Source organism: Streptomyces sp. NPDC001634 (assembly GCF_040298185.1).
In the GTDB taxonomy this organism is placed as follows: domain Bacteria; phylum Actinomycetota; class Actinomycetes; order Streptomycetales; family Streptomycetaceae; genus Streptomyces.
Genome location: NZ_JBEOZU010000102.1, coordinates 1 through 22,251 on the forward strand (window position 1 = coordinate 1; position 22,251 = coordinate 22,251).

Below are 22,251 nucleotides of genomic sequence, written 5' to 3' on the forward strand. Positions count from 1 at the left end.
CGGGCCGCCGTCCGGGCGGGGGACGAGCAGGCGCAGCCGTGGGCCGCAGGCGGGGCAGGCGACCGGCTGCGCATGGAAGCGGCGGTCGGCCGGATCGGCGTACTCGCGGGCGCAGTCGCGGCACATCGCGAAGCCGGCCATGGTGGTGTGCGCCCGGTCGTAGGGCAGTCCGGTGACGATCGTGAACCGGGGTCCGCAGTGCGTGCAGTTGACGAAGGGGTGGCGGTGGCGCCGGTCGGCGGGGTCGGCCAGCTCGCGCAGACACGCGGCGCAGGTGGCCGTGTCCGGCGGGATCAGCGTCCCCGCCGGTCCGTCCGTGCGGGAGGCGAGGATGGTGAAGGCGGCGTCGCCGGTGGCCGGCACGTCCTGGTGGTGGACGGAGTCCACGCGGGCCAGTGGGGGCGCGTCGACGGCGATGCGGTCGCAGAAGCGGGCGACGGCCGCGGGTACTCCCTCGACCTCCGCGATGACGCCCTGCGGGGTGTTGGTCACGTGGCCGGACAGGTCCAGGGCAGTGGCGAGGCTGTAGACGTAGGGCCGGAAGCCGACGCCCTGCACCACGCCCCGTACTGTGACCCTTCGGCGCAGCCGCGTCGCCACGGCCGGGGCCGTCGAGGGCGACGGGCCGCTCACGAGTGGGAGTGCGCCATGGCGCCCGTGTGCTCGTGCGGGGCGGTGTCCGGTCGGCGGGCCATGACCGGTGCGTGGAGGGGAGCGCCGTCCGCTGCCGCCAGCGCCCGGTCGAGCAGGGCACCGGCCCCAAGGTTCCGGCGGGCCGAGGTCAGCAGCACCTCCACGCCGGGGTTGACCTGCTCGACGTTTGCGCGGAACGCCGTCTCGTCGAAGGCCGCGGCATCGGCGATGTCGGTCTTGGTGACCACCACGAGGTGGGCGAGGCCGAAGGCGGTGGGGTACTTGAGCGGCTTGTCCTCGCCCTCGGTCACGGAGGCGAGCACGATACGCAGCGTCTCCCCGAGGTCGTAGGAGGCCGGACAGACGAGGTTGCCGACGTTCTCCACGAACAGCAGCCGGGTCCCGTCCGGCAGCCATCCCTCCAGGTGGCGGGCGAGCATCCCGGACTCCAGGTGGCACAGCCCGTCGGTGAGGACCTGTTTGACCGGGACGCCCGAACGCGCCAGCCGTGCCGCGTCGTTCTCGGTGGCGAGGTCCGCGGTGAGCGCGGCAACCGGCACGGACCGCTCCCGGGCCAGGACGAGTTCGCGTTCCAGAAGGGCGGTCTTGCCGCTGCCGGGGCTGGACAGCAGATTGACGACCGTGGTGCCGCGGGCCGTCAGTTCGGTGCGCAGGGTGTGCGCGGCCCGGTCGTTCTTGGCGAGTACGGCCTGCTTCAGGTCGACCACACGGCACATGGTTCAGCGCTCCTCGGGGATCGGTTCGCGGGTGGGTTCGTGCGTCCGGCCGTCCTCCCAGTGCACGCGGGCGATCTGCAGTTCACGGCCCGACAGGAGGTCGGCGGTTGCTCCGCCGCACCGGGGACAGGACAGCTGGGGCGGCATGCCGACGGCCCATTCATGTGCACAGGGTGCGCAGCGGGCACGTCCCGGCACCGCCTCGGTGACCAGTTCGGCACCTTCCAGCACGGTCCCGGCGCAGGCCAGTTCGAAGCAGAACGACAGTGCATCGGGTACGACTCCGGCCAGCTCGCCCACCTGAAGCCGCACCGAGCGCACCGACGCGACGCCGCCGGCCCGCTCGGCCGCCTCTTCCACCTGGCCGATCACGGCCAGCGCGATGGACATCTCGTGCATCGGTCTCCGTCCCGGCGAGGGAGGCGGCCGGTCCCGCCCCGTGGGGGCAGGGCGTGCGTGCGCGGCCAGCCGACCTCCATTAGAGGTGAGGCACCTCGGGCCGGCAGACCGGCACGCCGTCGCCGTCCGGCCGCGTACGCCGTTCGCCGTAACGACGGACGGCCCGGCGCAGGCGGCCTGGCGGGCGCAGCATCACATCATGCGGATCCGCAGGTAGCGCCTGATGTCGGGCAGGAACTGCGCGAAGGCGGCGGCTACAGCGGCGGCAACGGCAGCCAGCGCGCCGCCGACGAGGGTTTTCTTCATCGCGTCTCTCCTCTGTGTCGTGGCCTTGCCGGCCAGGGCCTGCGGGGCGGGCCCTTCTGGTTCGTCGGCCCGCAGCAGCTCTTCGATCAGCCGGACGGCCTCGGGTACGGCCTCGGACACCTGCGGGCTGAGGCCGATGCGTTCCTCCACCGAGGCCGGTTCGCAGCCCACCACCAGCGTGCGCCGGGGCGGCCGTCCCCCGGTCCCGGCGCAGAGGGTGCCCAGCAGGGCGAGCACGGAGTCAAGGGTCATCCGGTGGCCGTCCAGCGGGACGCCCTCGGCATCTCCCCCGTCCGCGGTGTCGTGCTCGATGACGTAGAGGGTGCCGGGGTCCTCGCCGCGCGCGGTGGCGTCCACCAGGATCAGGGTTTCGTAGCCGTCGAGGAGCTGGTAGGCGAGGTGAACTCCCCGCACGCCGATGTCCACGACCTCGACATGTCCGGGCAGCTGGCGCCCGGTCAGGGCGCGTACGGTCTCCACTCCGAAGCCGTCGTCCCCGAGGAAGATGTTTCCGATCCCGGCGACGAGGACCCTGCCGCTGTCCGGGGGAAGGCTCATGCGTCGTTCTCCAGCGGTGTGACTTCGTCGGGCTGGAAGTAGAGGAAGCGCCCCTGTTCGCGGCGGAGGTCGGCGCCCGGGTCGTCCTCCACCGTCACCGCCAGATGCACCGCGCCGTCCACGTCGTGCAGCACCGCCTCGACCGTCGCGGTGCGGCCCCGCAGGAAGAGGTCCTGGGCGTCGGTGTGCCGCAGCCCCGGGTCGAGCCGTACCCGGGTTCCCGCGCCCACGGGCCGGCCGTCCACGACGACCCGGTCGTGCGCCGGGTCGTAGCCGCTCTCGCTCGCCGGGTCCCACCACGGGGTGTCCGGGCGGGGGATCCCGTACTCGTCGGGGAATCCCTCGGCGGATGCGGAACCCGTCACCTCGCGCAGGCCGCGCACCGCCCCGTGCAGGCGCTCCAGGACCTCGGGGGGCATCGAGTCGGCCAGCTCGATGACGGCGGCCGCCCGCTCGTCGGTGCCCCGGGCCTCGCGCTTCTCCTCGTCGGTGAGGGCCGCCGTGCGCAGGGCGAGGATCTCGTCGATCTCGGTGGCGTCGTAAAGCGCACCGGGGCTTTCCGGGGCGAGGGCCGGGTGGTCCTCCAGGATGATCGGGGAGGACAGCATCACGTCCGCACGGCCGGTTTCGCCGGCGAGGACGGGCCAGGTGTGCAGATTGCGGCAGGACGCGATCAGGCCCTTGGCCCACTCGGGGGGATCCGTCATCGACAGGAACGAGCCGGCGCTCAGCCCCATCAAGAGGTGGCTGGCCACCAGGGAGCGCGGGAGCGCCGCGTCCCGGTCGCCGGCCTGGCCGTCCGCGGGTGTCCAGGTGCTGGTGTTCTCGACGACGGCGGTCAGCCGCAGGACCCGGTAGGGGCCGTCGAGTTCGCGTGCCGACAGCCGCAGTGCGCCGCTGATCTCCTCGTACCGACGGATCACGCGGCCGACGGTGCGGCCGCTCTTGTCGAGGACAGGCTCGCTCTCCTCCCCGGCCGGCCGGCCGAAGGCGATGGTGACCCCGTCCCCGTCGACGAGCTCGTCGACCGTCACGACCGCCTCGACGCGTTCCTCGGTTCCCTCGTCCCACGGGACCAGAACCCGGTCCCCGAGCCGGAGTTCGCCCACGGTCTCGAAGTCGCCGTCCGCGCATGCCCGTTGGACCGTGCGCCGGCGGGCGCGCAGGAAACGCAGCTCGACCGCCAGGGTGGCGTCCGCCCTGGGTTCCATCAGGCATTCGGTGTGCTGGAAGTCGTGCTCCTCGCACTCGGCGCCCCAGGCGGGCGGCACAAGCACCCCGAACTGCCAGCGCAACCGGTTCTTGGCCGAGGAGGCCCGGTACGGGTACAGCACATAGCCCTCGAAGAGGACGGCGTCGGCCACCTGCCGGGCGAGGGCGAAGCGCGCCTCGGTCTCCGGGGCGAACGCGGTCACGCTCACGGAGAGGTCCTTCCGGTGAGGGCGAGAGTGGGCGGGTCCGGGGTGGCACGCTCGTCGAGCAGCGCCCGCACGGTCGCCTCCCAGGACGGCAGCCCCCGTTGTGAGCGGAAGGCGAGCAGGGTGTCCATGGTGTCGCGGGACAGCCGGATCCAGCCGCAGCCGGGGAAGTGCTGTTCGATCATCTCCCGCCAGGTCGCGACCGGCATCCGGAAGGCGGCCTCCCGGTCCCAGGGGACGGGTTCGACGCGGAAGCCGCCCGCTCCGGTGAACGCCGTACCGGAGAAGAGCATCCGCAGCGGTACCTCTCCGCCGGTGAGCGCGGCGAAGTAGCGGGTCGCGGCGATGTCCATGTCGTAGGTGCACGGCACGACGAGGTCGGTCTCGGTCTCTCCGGTGAAGCCGGTGACCATGAGGGGGACCTGGGCGAATTCCACGGGGTGGAGGGTGCTGCCCCAGCGTGAGCGCTCGCCGAAGAGGTCCACGAGCTGCTCGGCCTCGGCGGGCTCGTAGCCCCGCCGGGCGGGCTCGATGCGGATCTGGCAGCGCAGCACGAGGGCGTGAACCGGTTCGTCGCCGGGGGTGGTGACGCGCAGCCGGAACACGAGGGTCGGTCCGGCGGCGTACCGGTCGGCGCGCACGCCGATACAGGAGAAGGCCAGTTCCGTCATGGACGGATCTCCTCGGGCAGGGGCCGGGCACGTTGTCCGACCGTCTCGAAGAATGCGTCGAGGGCGGCGCGGGCCTCGGCTCCGCCGTCGAAGCCCTGCCACAACAGGCGCATGCGGCCGACGAGTTCGTAGCAGATGTCGATCGGCACCAGGTAGCAGGCGCAGCCGTCGTCGGTACGGCGCAGCAGCAGCGCTTCCACATCGGGTTCGAGCAGTTCGGCGAGCCGGCTGCCGCGGAGGGCGGTGGTCCAGGCCGCCGGTTCCAGTTCGCTCTCGGTGGCCCCGGCCGGGCTCGGGTAGAGGGCCACCAGCCGGTCGAGCGCCGCGTTCCGGAAGAAGAAGGCGACGCCGACCGGGATCTGCAGCGATTCCCAGACGCTGTCGTCGAGTCGGTGGTGCGGATCGGTGAGGTAGCGGTCCGGGACCGCGCGGAAGCGGCCCGCGCGGTCGCCCGGCTGTTCCATCAGCAGGGAGCAGGACGCGCAGGCGCAGACGAGGGCGCGTTTCTCGGTGTCCACCAGATGGGGGTGGTGGGCGTCGTCGACCGGCCCCGCGCACAGCCCGCACCGCTCCGGCTGCGGCGGACGCCCGGTCAGGAACCTGCGCAGGCGAAGGGAGGGGGCCGGGGCGGGGGGCGCGCTCATGGCGTCCTCGCGGGCGCCGGGCGGGGGCCCGTGCCGATCTGCAGCAGGACGGGCTCCTGGGGGCCGCCCTCGGGCTTCACCTCGACGACCGTGACCTCCGGCGCGAAGCAGGCGAGCGCCTGTTCGGCCGCCTGCCGGGCCGCCGTGGCGCCTCCGCCGCAGCCGCATCCGCCGCTCGCGGCCACCCGCAGCCGGAGGGTCCCTGTCGTCTCGTCGAAGTCCACGACGTCGAGGTCGTGGTCGCGGACGCCGTTGAGTGCGCGGGCGATACGGGTGTCCCGGTCCTCGGGGTGGAGGTCGTGCAGGACGAGCAGGCTCGCCACCAGTTCGTCGCCGAGCAGGGCCGCCCCGGGACCGCCCGGGGGCAGCAGGTCGAGCAGACGGGCGAGCCCGGCGCCGTAGAACTCCATGAGGGCCCGCACCAGTTCCTCGGCCGCCTCGGAGACGGCCGGGTCGCCGGTGGCGGCCAGCCGGTCGAGCACCTCCTCGATCCGCCGTCCGGTCCGTTCTGCGTTCCCTGGGTTTCCCGGGTTCGCCGCGCGGGCCATGGTCGTCGCGGTCATCCGCCCAGTCCGCTCAGGCCGGTGGGCACGTGCATCTTCTGTACGGTTCTGCCGTCACCGACGTACATGTGCACACCGCAGGGCAGACAGGGGTCGAAGCTGCGGACGGTCCGCATGATGTCGATGCCCTTGAAGTTCTCCGGCGGGTTCTCCTCGAAGATCGGCGTGTTCTGCACGGCGTCCTCGTACGGGCCGGGCGTGCCGTAGGGGTCCCTGGCGCTGGCGTTCCAGGGCGTGGGCGGATACGGGTGGTAGTTGGCGATCTTTCCGTCGCGGATCACCATGTGGTGGGAGAGGACACCGCGGACCGCCTCGGTGAACCCGACACCGATGCTCTCGTCGGGCACCTCGAACTTCTCCCAGGTCTGGGTGCGTCCGGCCCGCACCTCCTCCAGTCCCTTCTCCGCGAAGTGCAGGGCGAGGGCGGCGGTGTAGGCCTGGAAGTAGGTGCGTGCCCGGTTGCGTTCCAGCGCGTTGCTCCAGCGCGGGATCTTCCACTCGAAGGTGGTCTCGGGCTTCGTCATCGTGCGGGGCAGGTTGATGACCACGCTGTGGCCGGTGGACTTCACGAAACCGGTGTCGACGAGCCCGGCCAGGGCGGTGGACCACAGGCGGGCGATGGGGCCGCCGCCGGTGTCCAGGGCGAGGTACTCCTTGCCGTCGAACCAGCGTGGTGACATGACCCAGCTGTACTTGTCGTCGAAGTTCCGCTTCTGCGGGGCCGGGATGGTGTGCTGGTTCCAGGGGTGCCGCGGGTCGATCGGGTTGCCGAGCGGGTCATGGGTGACGAACTGCTCCTTGCCCTCCCAGTCCTCGTAGTACGAACTGCCCAGCAGGATGCGGATGCCCAGGTTGATCCGGGTGAGGTCGGTGGTGACGAGTTCGCCGTCGACGATGATGCCGGGGGTGACGAACATCCGCCGGCCCCAGTCCGTCATGTTGGCGTACGTGAAGTCGCAGTACTCGGGGTCGTTGAGCGCGCCCCAGCAGCCGAGCAGAACGCGCCTCCGGCCCACTTCCTCGTATCCCGGCAGTGCCTCGTAGAAGAAGTCGAAAAGGTCGTCGTGGAGCGGGACGACCCGCTTCATGAACTCGACGTAGCGCATCAGACGGCTGAGGTAGTCCGTGAAGAGCTGTACGGAGGCGACGGTGCCGACGCCGCCCGCGTAGAGCGTGGAGGGGTGCACATGGCGTCCCTCCATGAGACAGAACATCTCCCGGGTGTAGCGGCTGACCTGCAACGCCTCGCGGTAGAACTCTCCTTCGAGCGGGTTGAGGGACCGCATGATGTCGGCGATGGTGCGGTATCCGTGGTCGGCGGCGTGCGGTGCCTCGGTGCGCTCGGCCAGTTCGAGCACGCCCGGGTTGGTCTCCCTGACCATCTTCTCGCAGTAGTCGACCCCGACCAGGTTCTCCTGGAAGATGTTGTGGTCGAACATGTACTCGGCCGACTCGCCGAGGTTGATGATCCATTCACCGAGGTTCGGTGGCTTCACGCCATACGCCATGTTCTGCGTGTACACCGAGCAGGTGGCGTGGTTGTCGCCGCAGATGCCGCAGATACGGCTGGTGATGAAGTGGGCGTCGCGAGGGTCCTTGCCGCGCATGAAGACGCTGTAGCCGCGGAAGATCGACGAGGTGCTGTAGCACTCCGCGACCCGCCTCTGCTTGAAGTCGATCTTCGTGTGGATGCCCAGGCTGCCCACGATCCGTGTGATCGGGTCCCAGGACATCTCCATCAGGCCGCTGCCGTCGCGGGCCGCCTTGGTCGTGCGTGCCATCGTGTGTGTCGTGCCCTTCTGCGAGCGGGAGGTCCGGGAGGGTGGAGACGGGATGGGAGGTGGTGTTCAGCTGCGGTGGCCGTTCACCATGGCGGCCGGTATCCGGTGGTGATCTTGCGTCCCGTGTGACGCCACCTGGGCTCCTTGTCCACCGTCTTGAGCGTCAGGGAGCGCAGCCGGCGGATCACCTTGCCGTAGGCGCTGCTGGCCGAGGTGGACAAGGTCGCGCCGGGAGGCTGGTCCATGAACGGCATGAACTTGTCGGGGAAGCCCGGCATGGTGCAGGCGATGCAGATGCCGCCGACGTTCGGACAGCCGCCGATGCCGTTCATCCAGCCGCGCTTGGGCACGTTGCACTTGACGACCGGCCCCCAGCAGCCGATTTTGACGAGGCACGTGGGCTCGTTGTACGACTCGGCGAACACACCCTGTTCGTAGTAGCCGGCGCGGTCGCAGCCCTCGTGCACGGTGGCCCCGAACAGCCAGGCCGGACGCAGCTTGTCGTCCAGGGGGATCATCGGGGCGGCGCCCACCGCCTGGTACAGCAGATAGGTGAGCGTCTCGGCGAAGTTGTCGGGCTGGATCGGGCAGCCGGGGACGCACACGATGGGGATGCCCGCGTGCGACTTCCAGTCCCAGCCGAGATAGTCGGGCACACCCATCGCGCCGGTCGGGTTGCCCGCCATGGAGTGGATACCGCCGTAGGTGGCGCAGGTGCCGATGGCGACGACCGCCAGCGCCTTGGGCGCGAGCCGGTCGATCCACTCGCTGGTCGTGATCGGCTGGCCGGTCTCCGGGTTGTCCCCGAAGCCGCACCAGTAGCCCTCGGGCTTGATCTTCTCATTGGGGACGGACCCCTCGACGACCAGCACGAACGGGTCGATCTCGCCCCGCTCACCCTTGAAGAACCACTCGATGAACGTGTCCGCGCCGCCGACCGGGCCGCTTTCGAAGTCGATCAGGGGCCAGTGGATGGCGATCTTCGGCAGCCCGGGCAGTTCACCGAGAGCGATCTGCTCGATGCTCGGCTGCATGGCGGCCGTCAGTGCGACCGAGTCGCCGTCGCAGCTCATCCCGGCGTTGATCCAGAGGATGTGGATCGTGGGCTTCTCGTCGGCGGGCGCACCATGGGCGTCCGTCGCGCCGGCCGTGTTCGGCGTGGCCGCTGTCATGGGACCGCCTCCTCAGGGAGGTAAGGGACGAATAGCTGTATTTCGACCGTCGGACTTCTTGCTATCAGTCATCGGGCCGTGATGGGACGCCATCGCGGGCCGTTCCGGTGACCGGGGTCCGGTATCGGGCCGGTTCCGCCCCCGAACGGGCGCCCGTGGCGAGGGCGAGATGCGGGGGTGTACGCGACGGTTTCTCCTTGCGGACGAACGCGCGCCTGAGTGCGTGATACGGGGCGTCCGGGTCGTGGAACGTCCGGTGCATGCCGGCCAGCTCGCGCTCCCGGAAGGCGGCCAGCGGCTCGCTGTTCTCCTGCCGCTCCAGTTCCGCCTTCTTCGCCGCGATCCGCGCCCGTGTCCCCGGCAGCGACGCCAGCCGGGCCGCCAGCCGGCCGACCTGAGTGGCGAAGTCCTGCGGCGTGCACTCGACCACCCGGTCGACGACCCCGAGGGCCTGCGCGCTCGCGGCGCTCATCGGCAGTGCCTCGTGCACGATCCGCCCGGCCGCCGCGGCGCCCACCCGCCGGGGCAGCGTGTAGGTCCAGTACTCCGAGCCGGTCAGGCCCATCAGCCGGTAGTGCGGGTTCAGTACGCAGCCGGTGCGGCACCACACCTCGTCGGCAGCCAGGGCGAGCATCACACCGCCCGCCGCCGCATTGCCCCCGAGGGCGGAGACGACGAGGCGGTCCGTGGTCGTCAGGACCGCCTCGACCAGGTCGTCGATGGCGTTGATGTTCGCCCAGGACTCGGCTGCGGGGTCCTCGGCAGCCTCGATGACATTGAGGTGGATCCCGTTGGAGAAGAAGTCCCGTTGGCCGCCCAGTACCAGCACCGACGTGGGGCGCGCACACGCCTCCCGGTAGGCGTCGAGCAGACGTCGGCACTGTGCGGTGCTCATCGCGCCGCCGGGGAACGAGAACGAGAGGAGGCCGACGCCGCCCTCCTCGCGGTAACGGATGTCCGTCCAGGTGCGCCACGCCGTGTGCGGGATCGCGGGGAGCTCCGGCAGCGGAGGCAGCCGGTCACCGAGCGCCCGTACGGCGGGGAGCTTGAACGTGGGCGGCTCTCCCGGACGGCGCCGCCGTCGCATCTCGGGGATCCAGACGGCGCCGTCCTCGGTCGCCCGGCAGACCGCCCCCGCCCTGGTCGCCAGCAGCTCTCCCGGAGCGCCGCGCAGACCGTTCTCCGGATGGCCGCCGTGGAGGTACCACTCGTCGCCGAGCAGCACGTCCAGCACGCCGGGCTGCGAATCCGCGGCCCGCAGCTTGCGCAGGACGATCTGCGTGGTGTCCGCGGCCCAGTCGATCCGGCGGATGCTCTGGTCAAGGTACGGACGGGTCCGGGCCGTCTCCTGCCTGAGCGGGGTGTAGGTTCCGGCGGCGAAGCGCTCCACAGCGAGCATGACGGCCGCGAGTGCCGCGTCGGCGATCTCGCCCCGGTACAGCTCGCTCTTGGCCACCGGCGGGACCGGGCAGGCGACGGACGCCCACACGGCACCGGCGTCCATCTCCTCCTCGGCCTGAAGGACCGTTACCCCCCATTGTCCTTGCCCCTCCTGGATGGCCCAGTCGAGGGAGGACGGTCCCCGGTCCCCGACGGGACCCGGGTGCACGATGAGGCATGGGTACTGGGCCCACACCTCCCTGGGGATCGCCGTCCTCAGCATCGGCGCGAGAACGAGGCGCGGCGCGTGTCGTCGTACGGCTTCCGTCAACGAGCCGTCCGGCAGGGCGAGTTCCACCGCCACGGTGTGGCCACGGTCGCGCAGTTCCGCATGTACGCGCTGGGTGAGGCTGTTGAACGCGCTGGCCACGAGCAGGATGTGCACGGCGAACTCCCGACGGACTCCCGGCGGACGACGAAGTGGGCGGAGACGCCCAGCCGACTGCGATCGTCCGGTACGCCTGAACGTCAACTCCGCAGACGGGCTGTCGAGTCACCCGAAAGGGGTAGGGGGCCGCCAGTCGGCCGCCGCGTGGGCGTCACCGTCAGGGACCGGACCCGGGGCGCCGCCGGCTCCCACTCGGCGCATCGTGAGATGGGCAGGACGTCGTGCGAGAGGCGCCTGTGCGGTGGCTCCGACGACAGCTGACCCGGGCGGAAGCCCGCGCCGAGGCCCTCGCCCGCCCCGGCGCCGGGCTCGGACGAGGGGCCCTGGAACCCTGAATCCCCTAGAAATAAAGGGCATGGCCCGGTCACCATGTGTGACGCCTCTCGCCTCCTGGGGCCCAGCAGTGTAGACATGGCACATGGTCCGGCTCCTCGGTCGACCCGGCAATCGGTCGCCCCGTCGCCCCGGCGGTCTTCGCGCACCGCGCGCACACGACCGCGCTCACCGAGCGCACGAGCACGCCGCACGGCTGACGCCGCTCAAGTCGTCCGACCGGCACGAGGCGGGCCGTTCCCGGCCGGGGCCGCTCGCGGGGCTGCGTTCGGCGCTGAGCGGGCGCAGCGTCGCCGGACAGGTCTTCGTTCTGCAAGTGGTCATCGTGCTGCTGCTGGTCGTCGCCGCGGTGGTGGCACTGCTCCTTCAGGTGCGGCACGACACCACACAGGAGGCCCGTAACCGTTCCCTCGCCGTCGCCGAGACGTTCGCCAACGCGCCGGGCACCAGCGCGGCGCTGAGCAGCCCCAACCCCACGGCCGTGCTGCAACCACGGGCAGAGGAGGCCCGTAAGACGGCGAAGGTCGACTTCATCGTCGTCATGAACACCGAAGGGATCCGCTACACCCACCCCAAACCGAACCGCATCGGCAAGAAGTTCGTAGGGACCATCGCACCCGCGCTGGCCGGAAACACCGTGATCGAGGAGATCAACGGAACCATCGGACGGCTGGTGCAGGCCGTGGTGCCGGTCAAGGCGCCCGACGGCAAGGTGGTGGGCCTGGTGTCGGCGGGCATCACAACGGAGCACGTGGGCGGCGCCGCTGACCGGCAGCTGCCGCTCGTGCTGGCCGCCGCGGGCGCGGGGCTGGCCTTGGCCACGGCGGGGACGGCGCTCGTCAGCAGACGGTTGCTGCGCCAGACCCACGGCCTGGGACCGGGCGAGATGACCCGGATGTACGAGCACCACGACGCGGTGCTGCACTCGGTCCGGGAGGGAGTGATCATCCTCGGCGGCGACGGTGACCTGCTGCTCGCCAACGACGAGGCGCACCGCCTGCTCGACCTCCCACCGGACGCCGAGCGCCGGCATGTGAGCGAACTCGGACTGCCGCCCGACATGGCCGCCCTCCTGGCCTCCGGGCGGATCGCCACGGACGAGGTGCACCTGGTCGGAGACCGGCTGCTGGCGGTCAACCAGCGGCCCACGGACCTGGAAGGAGGCCCGTCCGGCAGTGTGGCCACCCTCCGTGACTCCACCGAGCTGCGGGCCCTTTCCGGCAAGGCCGAGGTGGCGCGAGAGCGGCTCACCCTGCTGTACGACGCCGGTCTGGGCGTCGGGACGAGCCTTGATGTGACGCGTACCGCCGAGGAGCTGGCGGAGCTGGCCGTCCCCCGGTTCGCGGACTTCGCCACGGTGGATCTGTACGACGCGGTCCTGAGCGGCCAGGAGCCGGAGGCGGGCAACGGTCTGCGGCGCGCGGCGTTCAGCGGAATCCGCAAGGACGCCCCGCTGTATCCGGTGGGTGAGCAGATCCGCTTCGTCGAGTCCGCTCCGCAGGCCTACAGCCTCAGCACCGGCCAGGCCGTCCTCGAACCCCACCTCGACGACGCGCCGGGCTGGCTGGCACAGGATCTTGAGCGCACCACGCAGGTCGTGGAGTACGGGATCCACTCGCTGATCACCGTGCCCGTGCGGGCGGGGTCCCTGGTCCTGGGCGTGGTCAACTTCCTGCGCTCCGACAAGCCAGAGCCCTTCGACGCGGAGGAGCTGGCCCTCGCGGAGGAGCTGGTCACCCGTGCCGCGGTCTCCATCGACAACGCGCGCCGCTACACGCGCGAGCACAGCATGGCGGTGACGCTGCAGCGCAGCCTGCTGCCGCGGAAACTGCCCGAGCAGAGCAACCTGGACATCGCCTACCGCTACCTTCCGGCGCAGGCGGGCGTGGGCGGCGACTGGTTCGACGTCCTGCCGCTGTCCGGAGCCCGTGTGGCGCTCGTCGTGGGCGATGTCGTCGGCCATGGCCTTCACGCCGCGGCCACGATGGGACGGCTGCGTACCGCGGTCCACAACTTCTCCGCCCTCGACCTGCCGCCCGACGAACTCCTCGGCCTCCTCGACGAACTGGTCGGCCGCATCGACCAGGACGAGACGACGGAAGGCGGCAGCGCCCCCATCACGGGAGCGACCTGCCTGTACGCGATCTACGATCCGGTCTCCCGGCAGTGCACCATCGCCCGCGCCGGCCATCCACCGCCGGCCCTGATCCGGCCCGACGGCAGCGTCGATTTCCCCGACGTACCCGCCGGTCCCCCGCTCGGCCTCGGGGGTCTTCCGTTCGAGACGGCCGACCTGGAGCTCGAGGAGGGCAGCCGGCTCGTCCTCTACACGGACGGGCTCGTCGAGGACCGCGAACGGGACATCGACGCCGGACTCGAGATGCTGCGCAGCGCTCTGGCGCGGGCCGGGGAGTCGCCCGAGGACACCTGCCGCGCCGTTCTCGACGCCCGGTCGTCCTCCCGGGCGAGCGACGACATCGCCCTGATCGTGGCGCGCACCCGGGCCCTCGGTCCCGGCCAGGTAGCCCAGTGGGACGTGCCGGTGGATCCCGCGGCCGTCGCCGAGGTGCGCGCCTTGGTGACGCGACAGCTCGCGGAGTGGGATCTGGAGGAGCTGACGTTCACCACGGAGCTGATTCTCAGCGAGCTGGTCACCAACGCGATCCGTTACGGCAGTGGACCCATCCGCGTGCGCATGCTGCGCGACCGCAGCCTGATCTGCGAGGTCTTCGACGCCAGCAGCACCTCGCCCCATCTGCGCTACGCGGCCATGACCGACGAGGGCGGACGCGGCCTGTTCCTGGTCGCACAGCTCGCCGAGCGCTGGGGGACCCGCTACACGCCGACGGGCAAGGTCATCTGGGCCGAGCAGCCCCTGCCCTGAGGGCTTCTTCTCGTTCGTTTCTACGAACTTGCCGCTCCACGTGGTGACTCCCCTTGCCGCATCTGATAGGAAACCTTCCTATCAGTACACACGCAAGCTCAACTCCCCACCCCCCACCATCACTTGGAGCCCCCGTGGTGCATCCATCCCACGACTCAGCACACCCTGGTCGGACCTCGCGCCGCGCCGTCCTCACGCTCATGGGCGCGTCCTTGGCGGCAGTCCCGCTGCTCAACGCCCCCCGCGTCTCGGCAGCCCCGAGGGCCGCCAAAGCGGTCGGCCTCGACGATCCGGCGAAGAAGGAAATCGCCATGAAACTGGTGTCGAGCGCGGAGAACTCGTCCCTGGACTGGAAGGCCCAGTACAAGTACATCGAGGACATCGGCGACGGCCGCGGCTACACCGCCGGCATCATCGGGTTCTGTTCCGGCACCGGCGACATGCTCGACCTCGTCCAGCTCTACACCGACCGCAAGCCCGGCAACGTCCTCGCCAAGTACCTGCCGGCGCTGCGTCGGGTCAACGGCACGGACTCGCACGCGGGACTCGATCCGAACTTCCCCAGGGACTGGCGCAAGGCGGCGCAGGACACGGCGTTCCAGCAGGCGCAGAACGACGAACGCGACCGGGTGTACTTCAACCCGGCGGTCCAGCAGGGCAAGGCCGACGGACTGGGAGTTCTGGGCCAGTTCACGTACTACGACGCCATCGTCATGCACGGCGACGGCGACGACCCCACGAGCTTCCGCAACATACGCAAGCGCGCCCTGCGCTCGGCGAAGCCGCCGGCGCAGGGCGGTGGCGAGGTGGCGTATCTGAACGCCTTCCTCGACGCGCGGGTGTGGGCCATGAAGCAGGAGGAGGCCCACAGCGACACCAGCCGGGTCGACACCGAACAGCGTGTCTTCCTGCGCAAGGGCAATCTGAACCTCGACCCGCCGTTGGACTGGAAGGTGTACGGGGACAGCTACCACATCGGCTGACGGCCCCTACTCCAGGAGCGACACGCTCCACGGACGGAACGTAACTCGGGACCGTGCCCCGTCGCAGGCCCACGTCACCTCGACGCCGTCACCGTCGACCGCCACGGCGGTGACGGCGTCCGCGAGGGGCGCGGGGTCGGGTTCGGCAGTGAGGGCGGCCAGGCACACGTGCACCGAGGTGCCGCCGGCCCGCCCGCTCAGCCGGGGCACCTGGGCCCACCGGGTGTAGGCCGTGCCCTGGGGCGCGCGGGCCGCTTCGGGCCCGTCGTCCCAGCCGTACAGCCCGTGCAGCGCCGAGACGACCGGCTCGTCGGGGCCGGTGGCCCATCCCGTGTGCGTGACACGGGCCCCGTCCGGGGCTCCGGCCACCCGGTGGACCCGCAGTTCGTACCGTCCCCGGACCACGGTGACGCTCTCCACCCGCAGGCCCGGCACCATCGGGGGCCCGGCGACAAAGACGGGACGGTGCCAGGAAGCGGCCCAGCCCCAGCCGTCACCGTGCCCCGCGCCAAGGGGGTGGATGCGGCGCCGTACACTCCCCCGGCCGTTCACCTCGACCGACAGGTGGTTGTCCGCGACGTTCCCGGGGGCGGTGGGTCCGGTGCGGGTCGAGTAGGCCTGGCGCCCGTAGTGCGGATCGTCCTCGGCCGCCGACTCGCCCTCGTGCGGGCGCACATGGTCGCTGCCGTGGTTGTGCAGCCGTACGATCCCGTCGGCACGGGTTGTCTGGACGAGGAGCCCCGGCGCCGGAAGGGCGAGGACACGGTCGGCCTCCTCGACCGGCGCGGACTCCTCCCGTGCCGTCCACAGCGGATGGCCGGCCGGTGCCAGCAGGGACACGAACGCCTTCGACGCCCAGTACGGGGACGCCGGACCCGAGTAGGTCTGCAGGGTGGCGTCGTGCGGGCCGTGCCAGCCGAGGCCGAGCAGTCCGTCCTCGGTCAGTGCGCCGCGGTCCAGGAAGTAACGCAGGCTGCCGCTGATCAGACGGCGGGACGTGCCCGGTGTCAGCGGGGTGTGGCCGGTGACGGCGCCCAGGCCGACGGCCGCCGAGGCGGCGAAGCGGTACGACAGCGACCGGCCGAAGTGGACCGGCGCCCCGTCCGCGCCGAACATCAGCGAGAATCCGTCGAGGTGCTCACGCAGCCGGGCGCCGTGGAGGGCGGACGCCTCCGCGTCCCCGGCGAGGTGGGCGTCCAGCACCGGATACAGGTGCAGGGCCCAGCCGTTGTAGTGGTCGAAGGCGCGTCCGTCCCCGTCCGCGTACCAGCCGTCACCGCGGTACCAGCCCTCCAGCAGGTCCAGGGCGCGCTGCCGGGCCGCGGCCGTCTGCGCGTCGCCGCGGCCCACCGACTCCAGGAATCCGGCGACGGTGTACGGGAAGAGGTACCAGTTGTTGGGCGCGGGCGAGTGCCGCAGCGCTCCGCGCAGCCACTCCTCGGCCCGGTCCTGGACTTCGTCGTCGAGGTTCTTCCACAGCCAGGGCGCGGTCAGCCGCAGACCGAGCGCGACGGACGCCGACTCCACCATCGGCTGGCCCTGTACGTCGTGGTCCAGGATCACGGGCCACGACTCGATGTCGTCCCGGCCGGGGGTGCGGGTACCGGCGGCGAGACCGTGTGCGTAGCGCTCCAGCCGGCCGTGCGGGTCGTCCCCGTTCGCGCCCGCCACCCGGAAGGCGGCCGCGAGGAACGTACGGGCAAAGCCCTCCAGCCCGTCGGAGCGCACCCCCGAGCGAGAGGGCCGTCCGGGCAGGTCGAGCAGGGCGCCGCCGGGTGTGCTCCAGCGCCACACGGACGCCAGCAGCCCGTCCGCCACGGCTTCCCAGTGGGCCCGGGTGTACCCGGTGCAGGGGCTCGACTCGCGGTCCTCCGGGGGCAGTTCGAAGGGGATCCTCGTGCTGCTCATGCCTGGAATGCCAGCCTTTCACGTCGTACGGGATGCAGGAAACCGGCGCCGGCGGCCCAGCGTGCGGTCTCGGCGAGGGCGAGGTCGGCGAGCCGGCGCCACTCGTTGCCCTGGGAACCGGCCGGATGGGGGGCGAGAAGCACGTTGTCGCAGTCCCACAACGGGTGCTCGGGCGGCAGTACTTCGGGGTCGGTCACATCGATGACGGCGCGGACGCGGCCCGCCACGGTCGCGTCGGTGAGGTACGGATCGTGCAGGAGCACGTCGAGATCGTGCGGGCGCAGCAGCTCGATGACCCGGCGGCCGGTGAGCGACGCCGACAGGATGCCCACGGTACGGCGAAAGTTGCCGATGATGCGCGGGGTGCGCAGCCACTCGTCGCGGGTGCGGGTGGTGCCGAAGTCGCGGGCGCGTTCCAGGACCTGTTTGCCTTTCTTGCCGCGCAGCGCACTGCCGATCCGGTCGTTGCGCCAGTCATCCCTGCGCCAGTCGTCCGTCATGAGCGACGACTCTGCGCACGGCCCCTCGGCACGGAACGCGCCACCCGGAATCCCACGTCGTCGACCCGGAACGTCGGGTGGCTGCGGCGCCGTACGGAGGCCCGGCAGCTCCAGTGCTCGTCGAACCAGCCGCCGCCGCGCAGTACGCGGTAGCTGCCGTAGACCTCGGCGTCGTAAATGTCCCAGCACCACTCCCACACGTTGCCGAGCATGTCGTGAAAGCCCCAGGGGTTGGGCCTCTTGGCGCCCACCTCATGGATCCGCTCGTGCGAGTTGCCTCGGTACCAGGCGACTTCGTCCAGGGGCCCGTAACGCGGCCCGGTCGTGCCCGCGCGGCAGGCGTGCTCCCACTCCGCTTCGGTCGGCAGCCGGTACCCGTCGGCGGACACGTCCCATTCGATGCCTTCGCCGTCGGCCAGGAGGTGGTACGCCGGTGCGAAACCGTGGCGTCGGGACAGGGAGTTGCAGAACCGGACCGCGTCCCACCAGGAAACGTCCTCGACGGGCAGCCGGGCCTCCTGGGCGGTGCCGGGTCGCCGACCGGTGACCTGCGCATACACCGCCCGGTCGACGGGGCACGCGGCAAGCTCGTACGGCGAGAGCTGTACCGCCCAACTGCGCTGCGTCCGCCGGTCCGAGAGCATCACCTGCCCCGGCGGAACGGCGATCATCTCGTGCACGGTCCTCGCATCCATATACAGATGATCTCAGCTGCGACTCTGCCACATGATGGAGCGATGGGAACTGTGACGGCGTTGCACCGATATCCGGTGAAGTCCACGCTCGGTGAGGCCCTGACCAGCGTGGCGGTCACCGAACGCGGGCTGTGGGGAGACCGGTTGGCCGCCGTGCTCGACGACGGGACGGGTGCGGTCGGCAGCGTCAAACACCCGCGCAAGTGGGGCCCGTTGCTCCGCTGCCGCAGCATGCTCACCGACAGCGGCACGGTCGTCGTTCAACTGCCCGACGGCACAGTCCTGTCCGCCGGGGACCCCGAGCTGGACACTCGGCTGTCCGACCTGCTGGGGCGCCCCGTGTCCCTGTCGGACACCCCACCGGGGCACGGCGGCACGCTGGAACGGGCCGTGCCCGCGTACGAGGGCGGCGTCCCGGAAACCCTGCGCGCCACAGCGTCCACCGACGCCACCGGGGAGACCATCACCTCCGGCCGGGTCGCGCCGGGGACGTTCTTCGACTACGGCCGGATCCATCTGATCACGACCGCCGCCCTGGCACGGCTCCGATCCACCCACCCCGCGGGAGACTTCGACCCGCGCCGCTTCCGGCCCAACCTGGTCGTCGACGCGCCTGGCGGGCCAGGGTTCCCCGAGGACGCCTGGATCGACGCACGCCTGCGCATCGGCGAGGCGGCCCTCTTCCGGGTCGTGGTGCCCACGCCGCGGTGCGTGGTGCCGACCCTCGGCCACGGGGAGCTGCCGCCCGGCCCCGGCATCATGCGCGCAGTCGCCCGCGAGCATCGCGTACCCGTCTTCGACCTCGGCAGGCTGTCGTGCGTCGGCGTGTACCTGGACGTCCTGGAACCCGGGACCGTGCAAGTCGGGGATCCGGTCACAAGGTATTGACGAGCCCCCTTCCCGGTGTCATCGCTTCCGGCAGGTAGACATCAGATGTCTGATGTCTGATGTCAAAGCCGAACGCCAGAGGTTCTCATCATGTCGCTCTCGGACGACCTCGCGGAGCAGCTGCTCACCGCGATCATCGACGGCCAGTACCCGCCGGACTCCGCCCTGCCCCCCCGAGGGCGAGCTGGCGGAGCAGGGCGGGGTCAGCCGACTGACCGTACGCGAGGCGATCAAGCAGTTGCGCGCCCAGAACGTCGTCCGGGTGCTGCGCGGCCGTGGCACCTACGTGAACCCGCCGGACCGGTGGACCGCCCTGGAGCCGGTGGTGCGGGCGGCCTCGCGCACCACGAGCGGGGCCCTGTCGGATCGGCTGATCGAGGCGCGCCGGCTCATCGAGAACGGCGCCTGCGAGCTGGCCGCCTCCCGCCGCACCGAGGAGGACCTGGAGGCCCTGCGACAGCACCTGGCCGTCATGCGGGAGGCCGCCGAGGCGGGCGACACCGAGCAGTTCGTGCAGGCCGACATCGACTTCCACGACACGGTGATGCGGGCGACGGGCAATCTGTTCGTCCCGCTGCTCTTCGAGCCGTTCGGACCGCTGCTCGTCGACGGCCGGCGGGAGACGTCGGCCGTCCCGGAGATCCGCACCAACGCCATCGCGCATCACGAGGCCGTGCTCACCGCACTGGAGTCCGGCAGCCCCGAAGCCGCGCGCGAAGCGATGGCCGCGCATATGAACCAGACCGCGGACGACCTGCGTACGCACGTCATCAAGCGCGACCACGCCTGACGTCACCGCCACGGCTGACGTCACGATCGCGCCTGACGTATCGGCGCATCCCCCTTTGCCTCTTCCCCGCTCATTCGGCGGACCGCTCGCCGACGTCGACTCCCCGAGACTCACCCGGAGCCCAGGAATTCGCCATGTCCCTACCCCGCCATGCCCATGCGCGGCCCGGTACACCGGTACTCGAACACGAGGTGCTGGACAGGCTGCCCCCGGTCCGCGAGGTGACCGCCCGTGAGGTGGCCGCCCGTATCTCCGGTGGACCTCGTCTGGTAGTGCTCGACGACGACCCCACCGGCACCCAGACCGTCGCCGACGTACCGGTCCTGACCTCCTGGACGGTGGACGACCTGCGATGGGCGCTGCGCCAGGACAGCTCCGCCTTCTTCGTCCTCACCAACACCCGCAGCCTGTCCCCTCAGGAAGCCGCCGCCCGCAACCGCGAGGTCGTAAGCGCCCTGCACACGGCGTCGGCGGCCGAAGGCACCCGCTACGTCCTGGCCAGCCGCGGCGACTCGACGCTGCGCGGCCACTTCCCGCTGGAGACCGACGTCCTCGCCGAGGAGCTCGCCGCCCTGGGCGCTGGCCCCGTGGACGGTGTGGTGCTGGTGCCCGCCTACATCGAGGCCGGCCGGCTGACCGTCGGCTCGCGCCATTGGATGCGCACCTCCGACGGTCTGCTGCCGGTCGGCGAGAGCGAGTTCGCCCGGGACGCCACGTTCGGGTACCGCAACTCCTTCCTGCCCGAGTGGGTCGAGGAGAAGACGGGTGGGCGCGTCGGGGCGGACGAGGTTCTGCGCATCACGCTAGACGACCTGCGGGGAGGCGGCCCGGCGCATGCGGCACGGTTGCTCTCCAGCCTGCGCGACGGGCGTACCGCCGTGGTCGACGCGGTGTGCGACGACGATCTGCGGGTGCTGGCCCTGGCGCTCGCCGAGGCGGAGGAGAAGGGCGCGCGACTGCTCTACCGGGTCGGCCCGTCCTTCGTACGCGCCCGCGCGGGTCAGGCCGGACGGGCGCCGCTCACTCCCGCAGAGCTGCGCCCGCTGCGTGGGGACGCACCGCACGGGCTCATCGCCGTGGGCTCTCATGTCTCGCTGACGACACGGCAGTTGGACCGGCTGCGGGAGCGCGGCAGGATCGTCGAGTACGAGCTGGAGGTGGCCCGCCTGCTCGACGAGCGGCGTGACGCCCACATCGCCGAGGTCGCGACGGCCGCCGCCGTGGCGCTGGAGTCCGCGGACGCCGTGATCCGCACCTCGCGCACCCTGGTGACCGGCGCCGACGCGGACGACAGCCTGGCGATCTCGCGCCGGGTCTCGGCGGCGCTCGTGGAGGCCGTACGCCGGGTCAACGCGGTCCGGCGGCCCGCCTTCGTCGTCGCCAAGGGCGGCATCACCTCCAGCGACACCGCCACCCATGGTCTGGAGATCCGCCGGGCCTGGGCCCGGGGCACCCTCCTGCACGGCATCGTCTCGTTGTGGGAGCCGGTGGACGGCCCCGCCGCCGGGATCCCGTACGTCGTCTTCGCCGGGAACGTCGGCGGTGACGACGCCCTTGCCGACGCCCTCGACCTGCTCCGGAGCGCGTGATGCTGATGCACGGAACCGATGCGCTGAAGCAGGCCGCGGCGGCCGGAAAGGCACTGCCGGATTCGTCGCCTACAACCTGGAGACGGTCCAGGGCATCACGGCCGCCGCCGACGCAGGCGGCCGGCCCGTACTGATCCAGGCGGGCTCGAGCCCCTTCAAGCACGCCGGGCGTGAGGCGCTGATGCGGCTGGCACTGGACGCCGCCGAGCACTCCCCCGCCTCCCTCGGGGTTCATCTCGACCACAGCCGGGACCTGGAGGAGATCACGGCCTGTCTCCGGGCGGGCTACACCTCGGTCATGGTCGACGGCTCCCATCTGCCCTTCGCCGACAACATCGCGCTGGCCCGCGAGGCGGTACGCCGGGCCCGCGACTTCGGCGCCTGGGTGGAGGCCGAGCTCGGGGCGCTGGCGGGCGACGAGGACGTCTCCACGGACGCGGTCGCGCAGCCGACGGCGATGACCGACCCGGCGCAGGCGGTCGAGTTCGTGGCCGCGACCGGCGTGGACGCGCTCGCCGTCGCGGTCGGCAACGTCCATGGCTTCACCCGGGACCCGGTCCGCCTCGACCTGGAGCGACTGGCCGCGATCCACGAGGCCGTGCCGGTCCCGCTCGTCCTGCACGGCGCCAGCGGCCCGCCCGTCGAGCAGCTCCACGGTGCCCTCGCCCGCGGGGTCGCCAAGGTCAACGTCAACGCCGAACTGCGGCGCGCCTACCTGGAGGCGACCCGCGCGGCCCTCCCGGACGCCCTGCCGGGCTCAGACGTCGTCTCCTTGTGGTCCGCGGGCCGCGACGCGGTCAGGGCCGCCGCACTGGAGGTGATCGCCCGGCTGAGCCCGTCCGCCACCGAAGACGCCGCATGACCCGGCGTACCCCGCACGCTCCACGGCCCTGAAACCGGGGCCCGCACGCTCCACGGACCCGAACCCCGGGCCCGCACGCTCCACGGACCCGAACCCCGGGCCCGCGCTC

19 protein-coding genes and 2 pseudogenes are annotated in these 22,251 nt (G+C 71.4%); 7 read left to right on the forward strand and 14 right to left on the reverse strand.

Features of this window, described 5'->3' with window-relative positions; genetic code table 11:
• The 11 genes from ABT186_RS40750 to ABT186_RS40800 form a co-directional block, all read right to left on the reverse strand.
• A partial coding sequence (locus ABT186_RS40750) for an acylphosphatase (RefSeq protein ID WP_351929396.1) occupies window positions 1–633 on the reverse strand: 633 nt, incomplete at its 3' end.
• Window positions 630–1,370, reverse strand: a complete 741-nt coding sequence (hypB, locus tag ABT186_RS40755; protein WP_351929398.1) for a hydrogenase nickel incorporation protein HypB — start codon at window positions 1,368–1,370, stop codon at window positions 630–632. The genes hypB and ABT186_RS40750, both read right to left, overlap by 4 nt.
• Window positions 1,371–1,373: 3 nt before the next feature.
• Window positions 1,374–1,769 carry a hydrogenase maturation nickel metallochaperone HypA gene (hypA, locus tag ABT186_RS40760; protein WP_351226305.1) on the reverse strand — a complete coding sequence of 132 codons (396 nt, stop codon included), beginning with the start codon at window positions 1,767–1,769 and terminating at the stop codon, window positions 1,374–1,376.
• Window positions 1,770–1,961: 192 nt separating this feature from the next.
• On the reverse strand, window positions 1,962–2,633 hold the full coding sequence (locus ABT186_RS40765; protein ID WP_351929400.1) for a DUF6893 family small protein: 672 nt from the start codon (window positions 2,631–2,633) through the stop codon (window positions 1,962–1,964).
• On the reverse strand, window positions 2,630–4,054 hold the full coding sequence (locus ABT186_RS40770) for a hypothetical protein (RefSeq protein WP_351929402.1): 1,425 nt from the start codon (window positions 4,052–4,054) through the stop codon (window positions 2,630–2,632). The genes ABT186_RS40765 and ABT186_RS40770 overlap by 4 nt, the downstream gene beginning before the upstream one ends.
• Window positions 4,051–4,722, reverse strand: coding sequence for a DUF6084 family protein (locus tag ABT186_RS40775; RefSeq protein ID WP_351226311.1), 672 nt, complete (start codon window positions 4,720–4,722; stop codon window positions 4,051–4,053). The genes ABT186_RS40770 and ABT186_RS40775 overlap by 4 nt, the downstream gene beginning before the upstream one ends.
• Window positions 4,719–5,366 carry a DUF5947 family protein gene (locus ABT186_RS40780; protein WP_351929404.1) on the reverse strand — a complete coding sequence of 216 codons (648 nt, stop codon included), beginning with the start codon at window positions 5,364–5,366 and terminating at the stop codon, window positions 4,719–4,721. Before ABT186_RS40780 ends, ABT186_RS40775 begins: the two co-directional genes overlap by 4 nt.
• On the reverse strand, window positions 5,363–5,929 hold the full coding sequence (locus ABT186_RS40785; RefSeq protein ID WP_351226315.1) for a NifU-related iron-sulfur-binding protein: 567 nt from the start codon (window positions 5,927–5,929) through the stop codon (window positions 5,363–5,365). The genes ABT186_RS40780 and ABT186_RS40785 overlap by 4 nt, the downstream gene beginning before the upstream one ends.
• Window positions 5,926–7,710: a nickel-dependent hydrogenase large subunit gene (locus ABT186_RS40790; protein WP_351226317.1), complete on the reverse strand. Its 1,785-nt coding sequence runs from the start codon at window positions 7,708–7,710 to the stop codon at window positions 5,926–5,928. Before ABT186_RS40790 ends, ABT186_RS40785 begins: the two co-directional genes overlap by 4 nt.
• 83 nt (window positions 7,711–7,793) lie before the next feature.
• Complete coding sequence (locus ABT186_RS40795; RefSeq protein ID WP_351226319.1) at window positions 7,794–8,882, reverse strand: NADH-quinone oxidoreductase subunit B family protein; 1,089 nt, start codon at window positions 8,880–8,882, stop codon at window positions 7,794–7,796.
• A gap of 64 nt (window positions 8,883–8,946) precedes the next feature.
• Complete coding sequence (locus tag ABT186_RS40800) at window positions 8,947–10,707, reverse strand: enoyl-CoA hydratase-related protein (protein ID WP_351929406.1); 1,761 nt, start codon at window positions 10,705–10,707, stop codon at window positions 8,947–8,949.
• Between the two features lie 421 nt (window positions 10,708–11,128).
• Between ABT186_RS40800 and ABT186_RS40805 the strand changes: the two genes are divergently transcribed.
• Both ABT186_RS40805 and ABT186_RS40810 read left to right on the forward strand, forming a co-directional pair.
• The gene (locus ABT186_RS40805; protein WP_351929408.1) at window positions 11,129–13,927 is read left to right on the forward strand and encodes a SpoIIE family protein phosphatase; all 2,799 of its coding nucleotides are present in this window, start codon (window positions 11,129–11,131) and stop codon (window positions 13,925–13,927) included.
• Between the two features lie 200 nt (window positions 13,928–14,127).
• Window positions 14,128–14,910, forward strand: coding sequence for a chitosanase (locus ABT186_RS40810; RefSeq protein WP_351929410.1), 783 nt, complete (start codon window positions 14,128–14,130; stop codon window positions 14,908–14,910).
• Window positions 14,911–14,916: 6 nt separating this feature from the next.
• On the opposite strand, the gene ABT186_RS40815 is transcribed toward ABT186_RS40810, so the two are convergent.
• The 3 genes and pseudogenes from ABT186_RS40815 to ABT186_RS40825 all read right to left on the reverse strand — a co-directional run bounded on the left by ABT186_RS40815 (window position 14,917) and on the right by ABT186_RS40825 (window position 18,013).
• On the reverse strand, window positions 14,917–16,818 hold the full coding sequence (locus ABT186_RS40815) for a DUF2264 domain-containing protein (protein WP_351929412.1): 1,902 nt from the start codon (window positions 16,816–16,818) through the stop codon (window positions 14,917–14,919).
• Window positions 16,815–17,249 (reverse strand): annotated as a pseudogene (locus tag ABT186_RS40820) (NAD(P)-dependent oxidoreductase); the annotation flags it as partial. The pseudogene ABT186_RS40820 and the gene ABT186_RS40815, both read right to left, overlap by 4 nt.
• 65 nt (window positions 17,250–17,314) lie before the next feature.
• Entirely contained in the window at window positions 17,315–18,013 is a 699-nt protein-coding gene (locus ABT186_RS40825; protein WP_351929414.1) for a formylglycine-generating enzyme family protein, read from the reverse strand.
• A 42-nt stretch (window positions 18,014–18,055) separates the two neighbouring features.
• Between ABT186_RS40825 and ABT186_RS40830 the strand changes: the two genes are divergently transcribed.
• The 5 genes and pseudogenes from ABT186_RS40830 (at window position 18,056) to ABT186_RS40850 (ending at window position 22,142) form a co-directional block, all read left to right on the forward strand.
• Complete coding sequence (locus tag ABT186_RS40830; protein WP_351929416.1) at window positions 18,056–18,901, forward strand: MOSC domain-containing protein; 846 nt, start codon at window positions 18,056–18,058, stop codon at window positions 18,899–18,901.
• Window positions 18,902–18,953: 52 nt separating this feature from the next.
• Window positions 18,954–19,133, forward strand: a pseudogene (locus ABT186_RS40835) (hypothetical protein); the annotation flags it as partial.
• A gap of 6 nt (window positions 19,134–19,139) precedes the next feature.
• Window positions 19,140–19,691, forward strand: coding sequence for a FadR/GntR family transcriptional regulator (locus ABT186_RS40840; protein ID WP_351929430.1), 552 nt, complete (start codon window positions 19,140–19,142; stop codon window positions 19,689–19,691).
• Between the two features lie 134 nt (window positions 19,692–19,825).
• The gene (locus ABT186_RS40845) at window positions 19,826–21,280 is read left to right on the forward strand and encodes a four-carbon acid sugar kinase family protein (RefSeq protein ID WP_351929418.1); all 1,455 of its coding nucleotides are present in this window, start codon (window positions 19,826–19,828) and stop codon (window positions 21,278–21,280) included.
• Window positions 21,234–22,142, forward strand: coding sequence for a class II fructose-bisphosphate aldolase (locus ABT186_RS40850; protein WP_351929420.1), 909 nt, complete (start codon window positions 21,234–21,236; stop codon window positions 22,140–22,142). Before ABT186_RS40845 ends, ABT186_RS40850 begins: the two co-directional genes overlap by 47 nt.
• The last annotated feature ends 109 nt before the right edge of the window (window positions 22,143–22,251 follow it).

What these genes read in the sequence shown, in the direction of transcription:
- ABT186_RS40810 (WP_351929410.1), top strand. Translation starts at nt 14,128, where the DNA reads ATGGGCGCGTCCTTGGCGGCAGTCCCGCTGCTCAACGCCCCCCGCGTC.
- ABT186_RS40765 (WP_351929400.1), bottom strand. Translation starts at nt 2,633, where the DNA reads ATGAGCCTTCCCCCGGACAGCGGCAGGGTCCTCGTCGCCGGGATCGGA.
- ABT186_RS40790 (WP_351226317.1), bottom strand. Translation starts at nt 7,710, where the DNA reads ATGGCACGCACGACCAAGGCGGCCCGCGACGGCAGCGGCCTGATGGAG.
- hypB (WP_351929398.1), bottom strand. Translation starts at nt 1,370, where the DNA reads ATGTGCCGTGTGGTCGACCTGAAGCAGGCCGTACTCGCCAAGAACGAC.
- ABT186_RS40785 (WP_351226315.1), bottom strand. Translation starts at nt 5,929, where the DNA reads ATGACCGCGACGACCATGGCCCGCGCGGCGAACCCGGGAAACCCAGGG.
- ABT186_RS40830 (WP_351929416.1), top strand. Translation starts at nt 18,056, where the DNA reads ATGGGAACTGTGACGGCGTTGCACCGATATCCGGTGAAGTCCACGCTC.
- ABT186_RS40775 (WP_351226311.1), bottom strand. Translation starts at nt 4,722, where the DNA reads ATGACGGAACTGGCCTTCTCCTGTATCGGCGTGCGCGCCGACCGGTAC.
- ABT186_RS40845 (WP_351929418.1), top strand. Translation starts at nt 19,826, where the DNA reads ATGTCCCTACCCCGCCATGCCCATGCGCGGCCCGGTACACCGGTACTC.
- ABT186_RS40805 (WP_351929408.1), top strand. Translation starts at nt 11,129, where the DNA reads ATGGTCCGGCTCCTCGGTCGACCCGGCAATCGGTCGCCCCGTCGCCCC.
- ABT186_RS40815 (WP_351929412.1), bottom strand. Translation starts at nt 16,818, where the DNA reads ATGAGCAGCACGAGGATCCCCTTCGAACTGCCCCCGGAGGACCGCGAG.
- ABT186_RS40780 (WP_351929404.1), bottom strand. Translation starts at nt 5,366, where the DNA reads ATGAGCGCGCCCCCCGCCCCGGCCCCCTCCCTTCGCCTGCGCAGGTTC.
- ABT186_RS40795 (WP_351226319.1), bottom strand. Translation starts at nt 8,882, where the DNA reads ATGACAGCGGCCACGCCGAACACGGCCGGCGCGACGGACGCCCATGGT.
- ABT186_RS40825 (WP_351929414.1), bottom strand. Translation starts at nt 18,013, where the DNA reads ATGGATGCGAGGACCGTGCACGAGATGATCGCCGTTCCGCCGGGGCAG.
- hypA (WP_351226305.1), bottom strand. Translation starts at nt 1,769, where the DNA reads ATGCACGAGATGTCCATCGCGCTGGCCGTGATCGGCCAGGTGGAAGAG.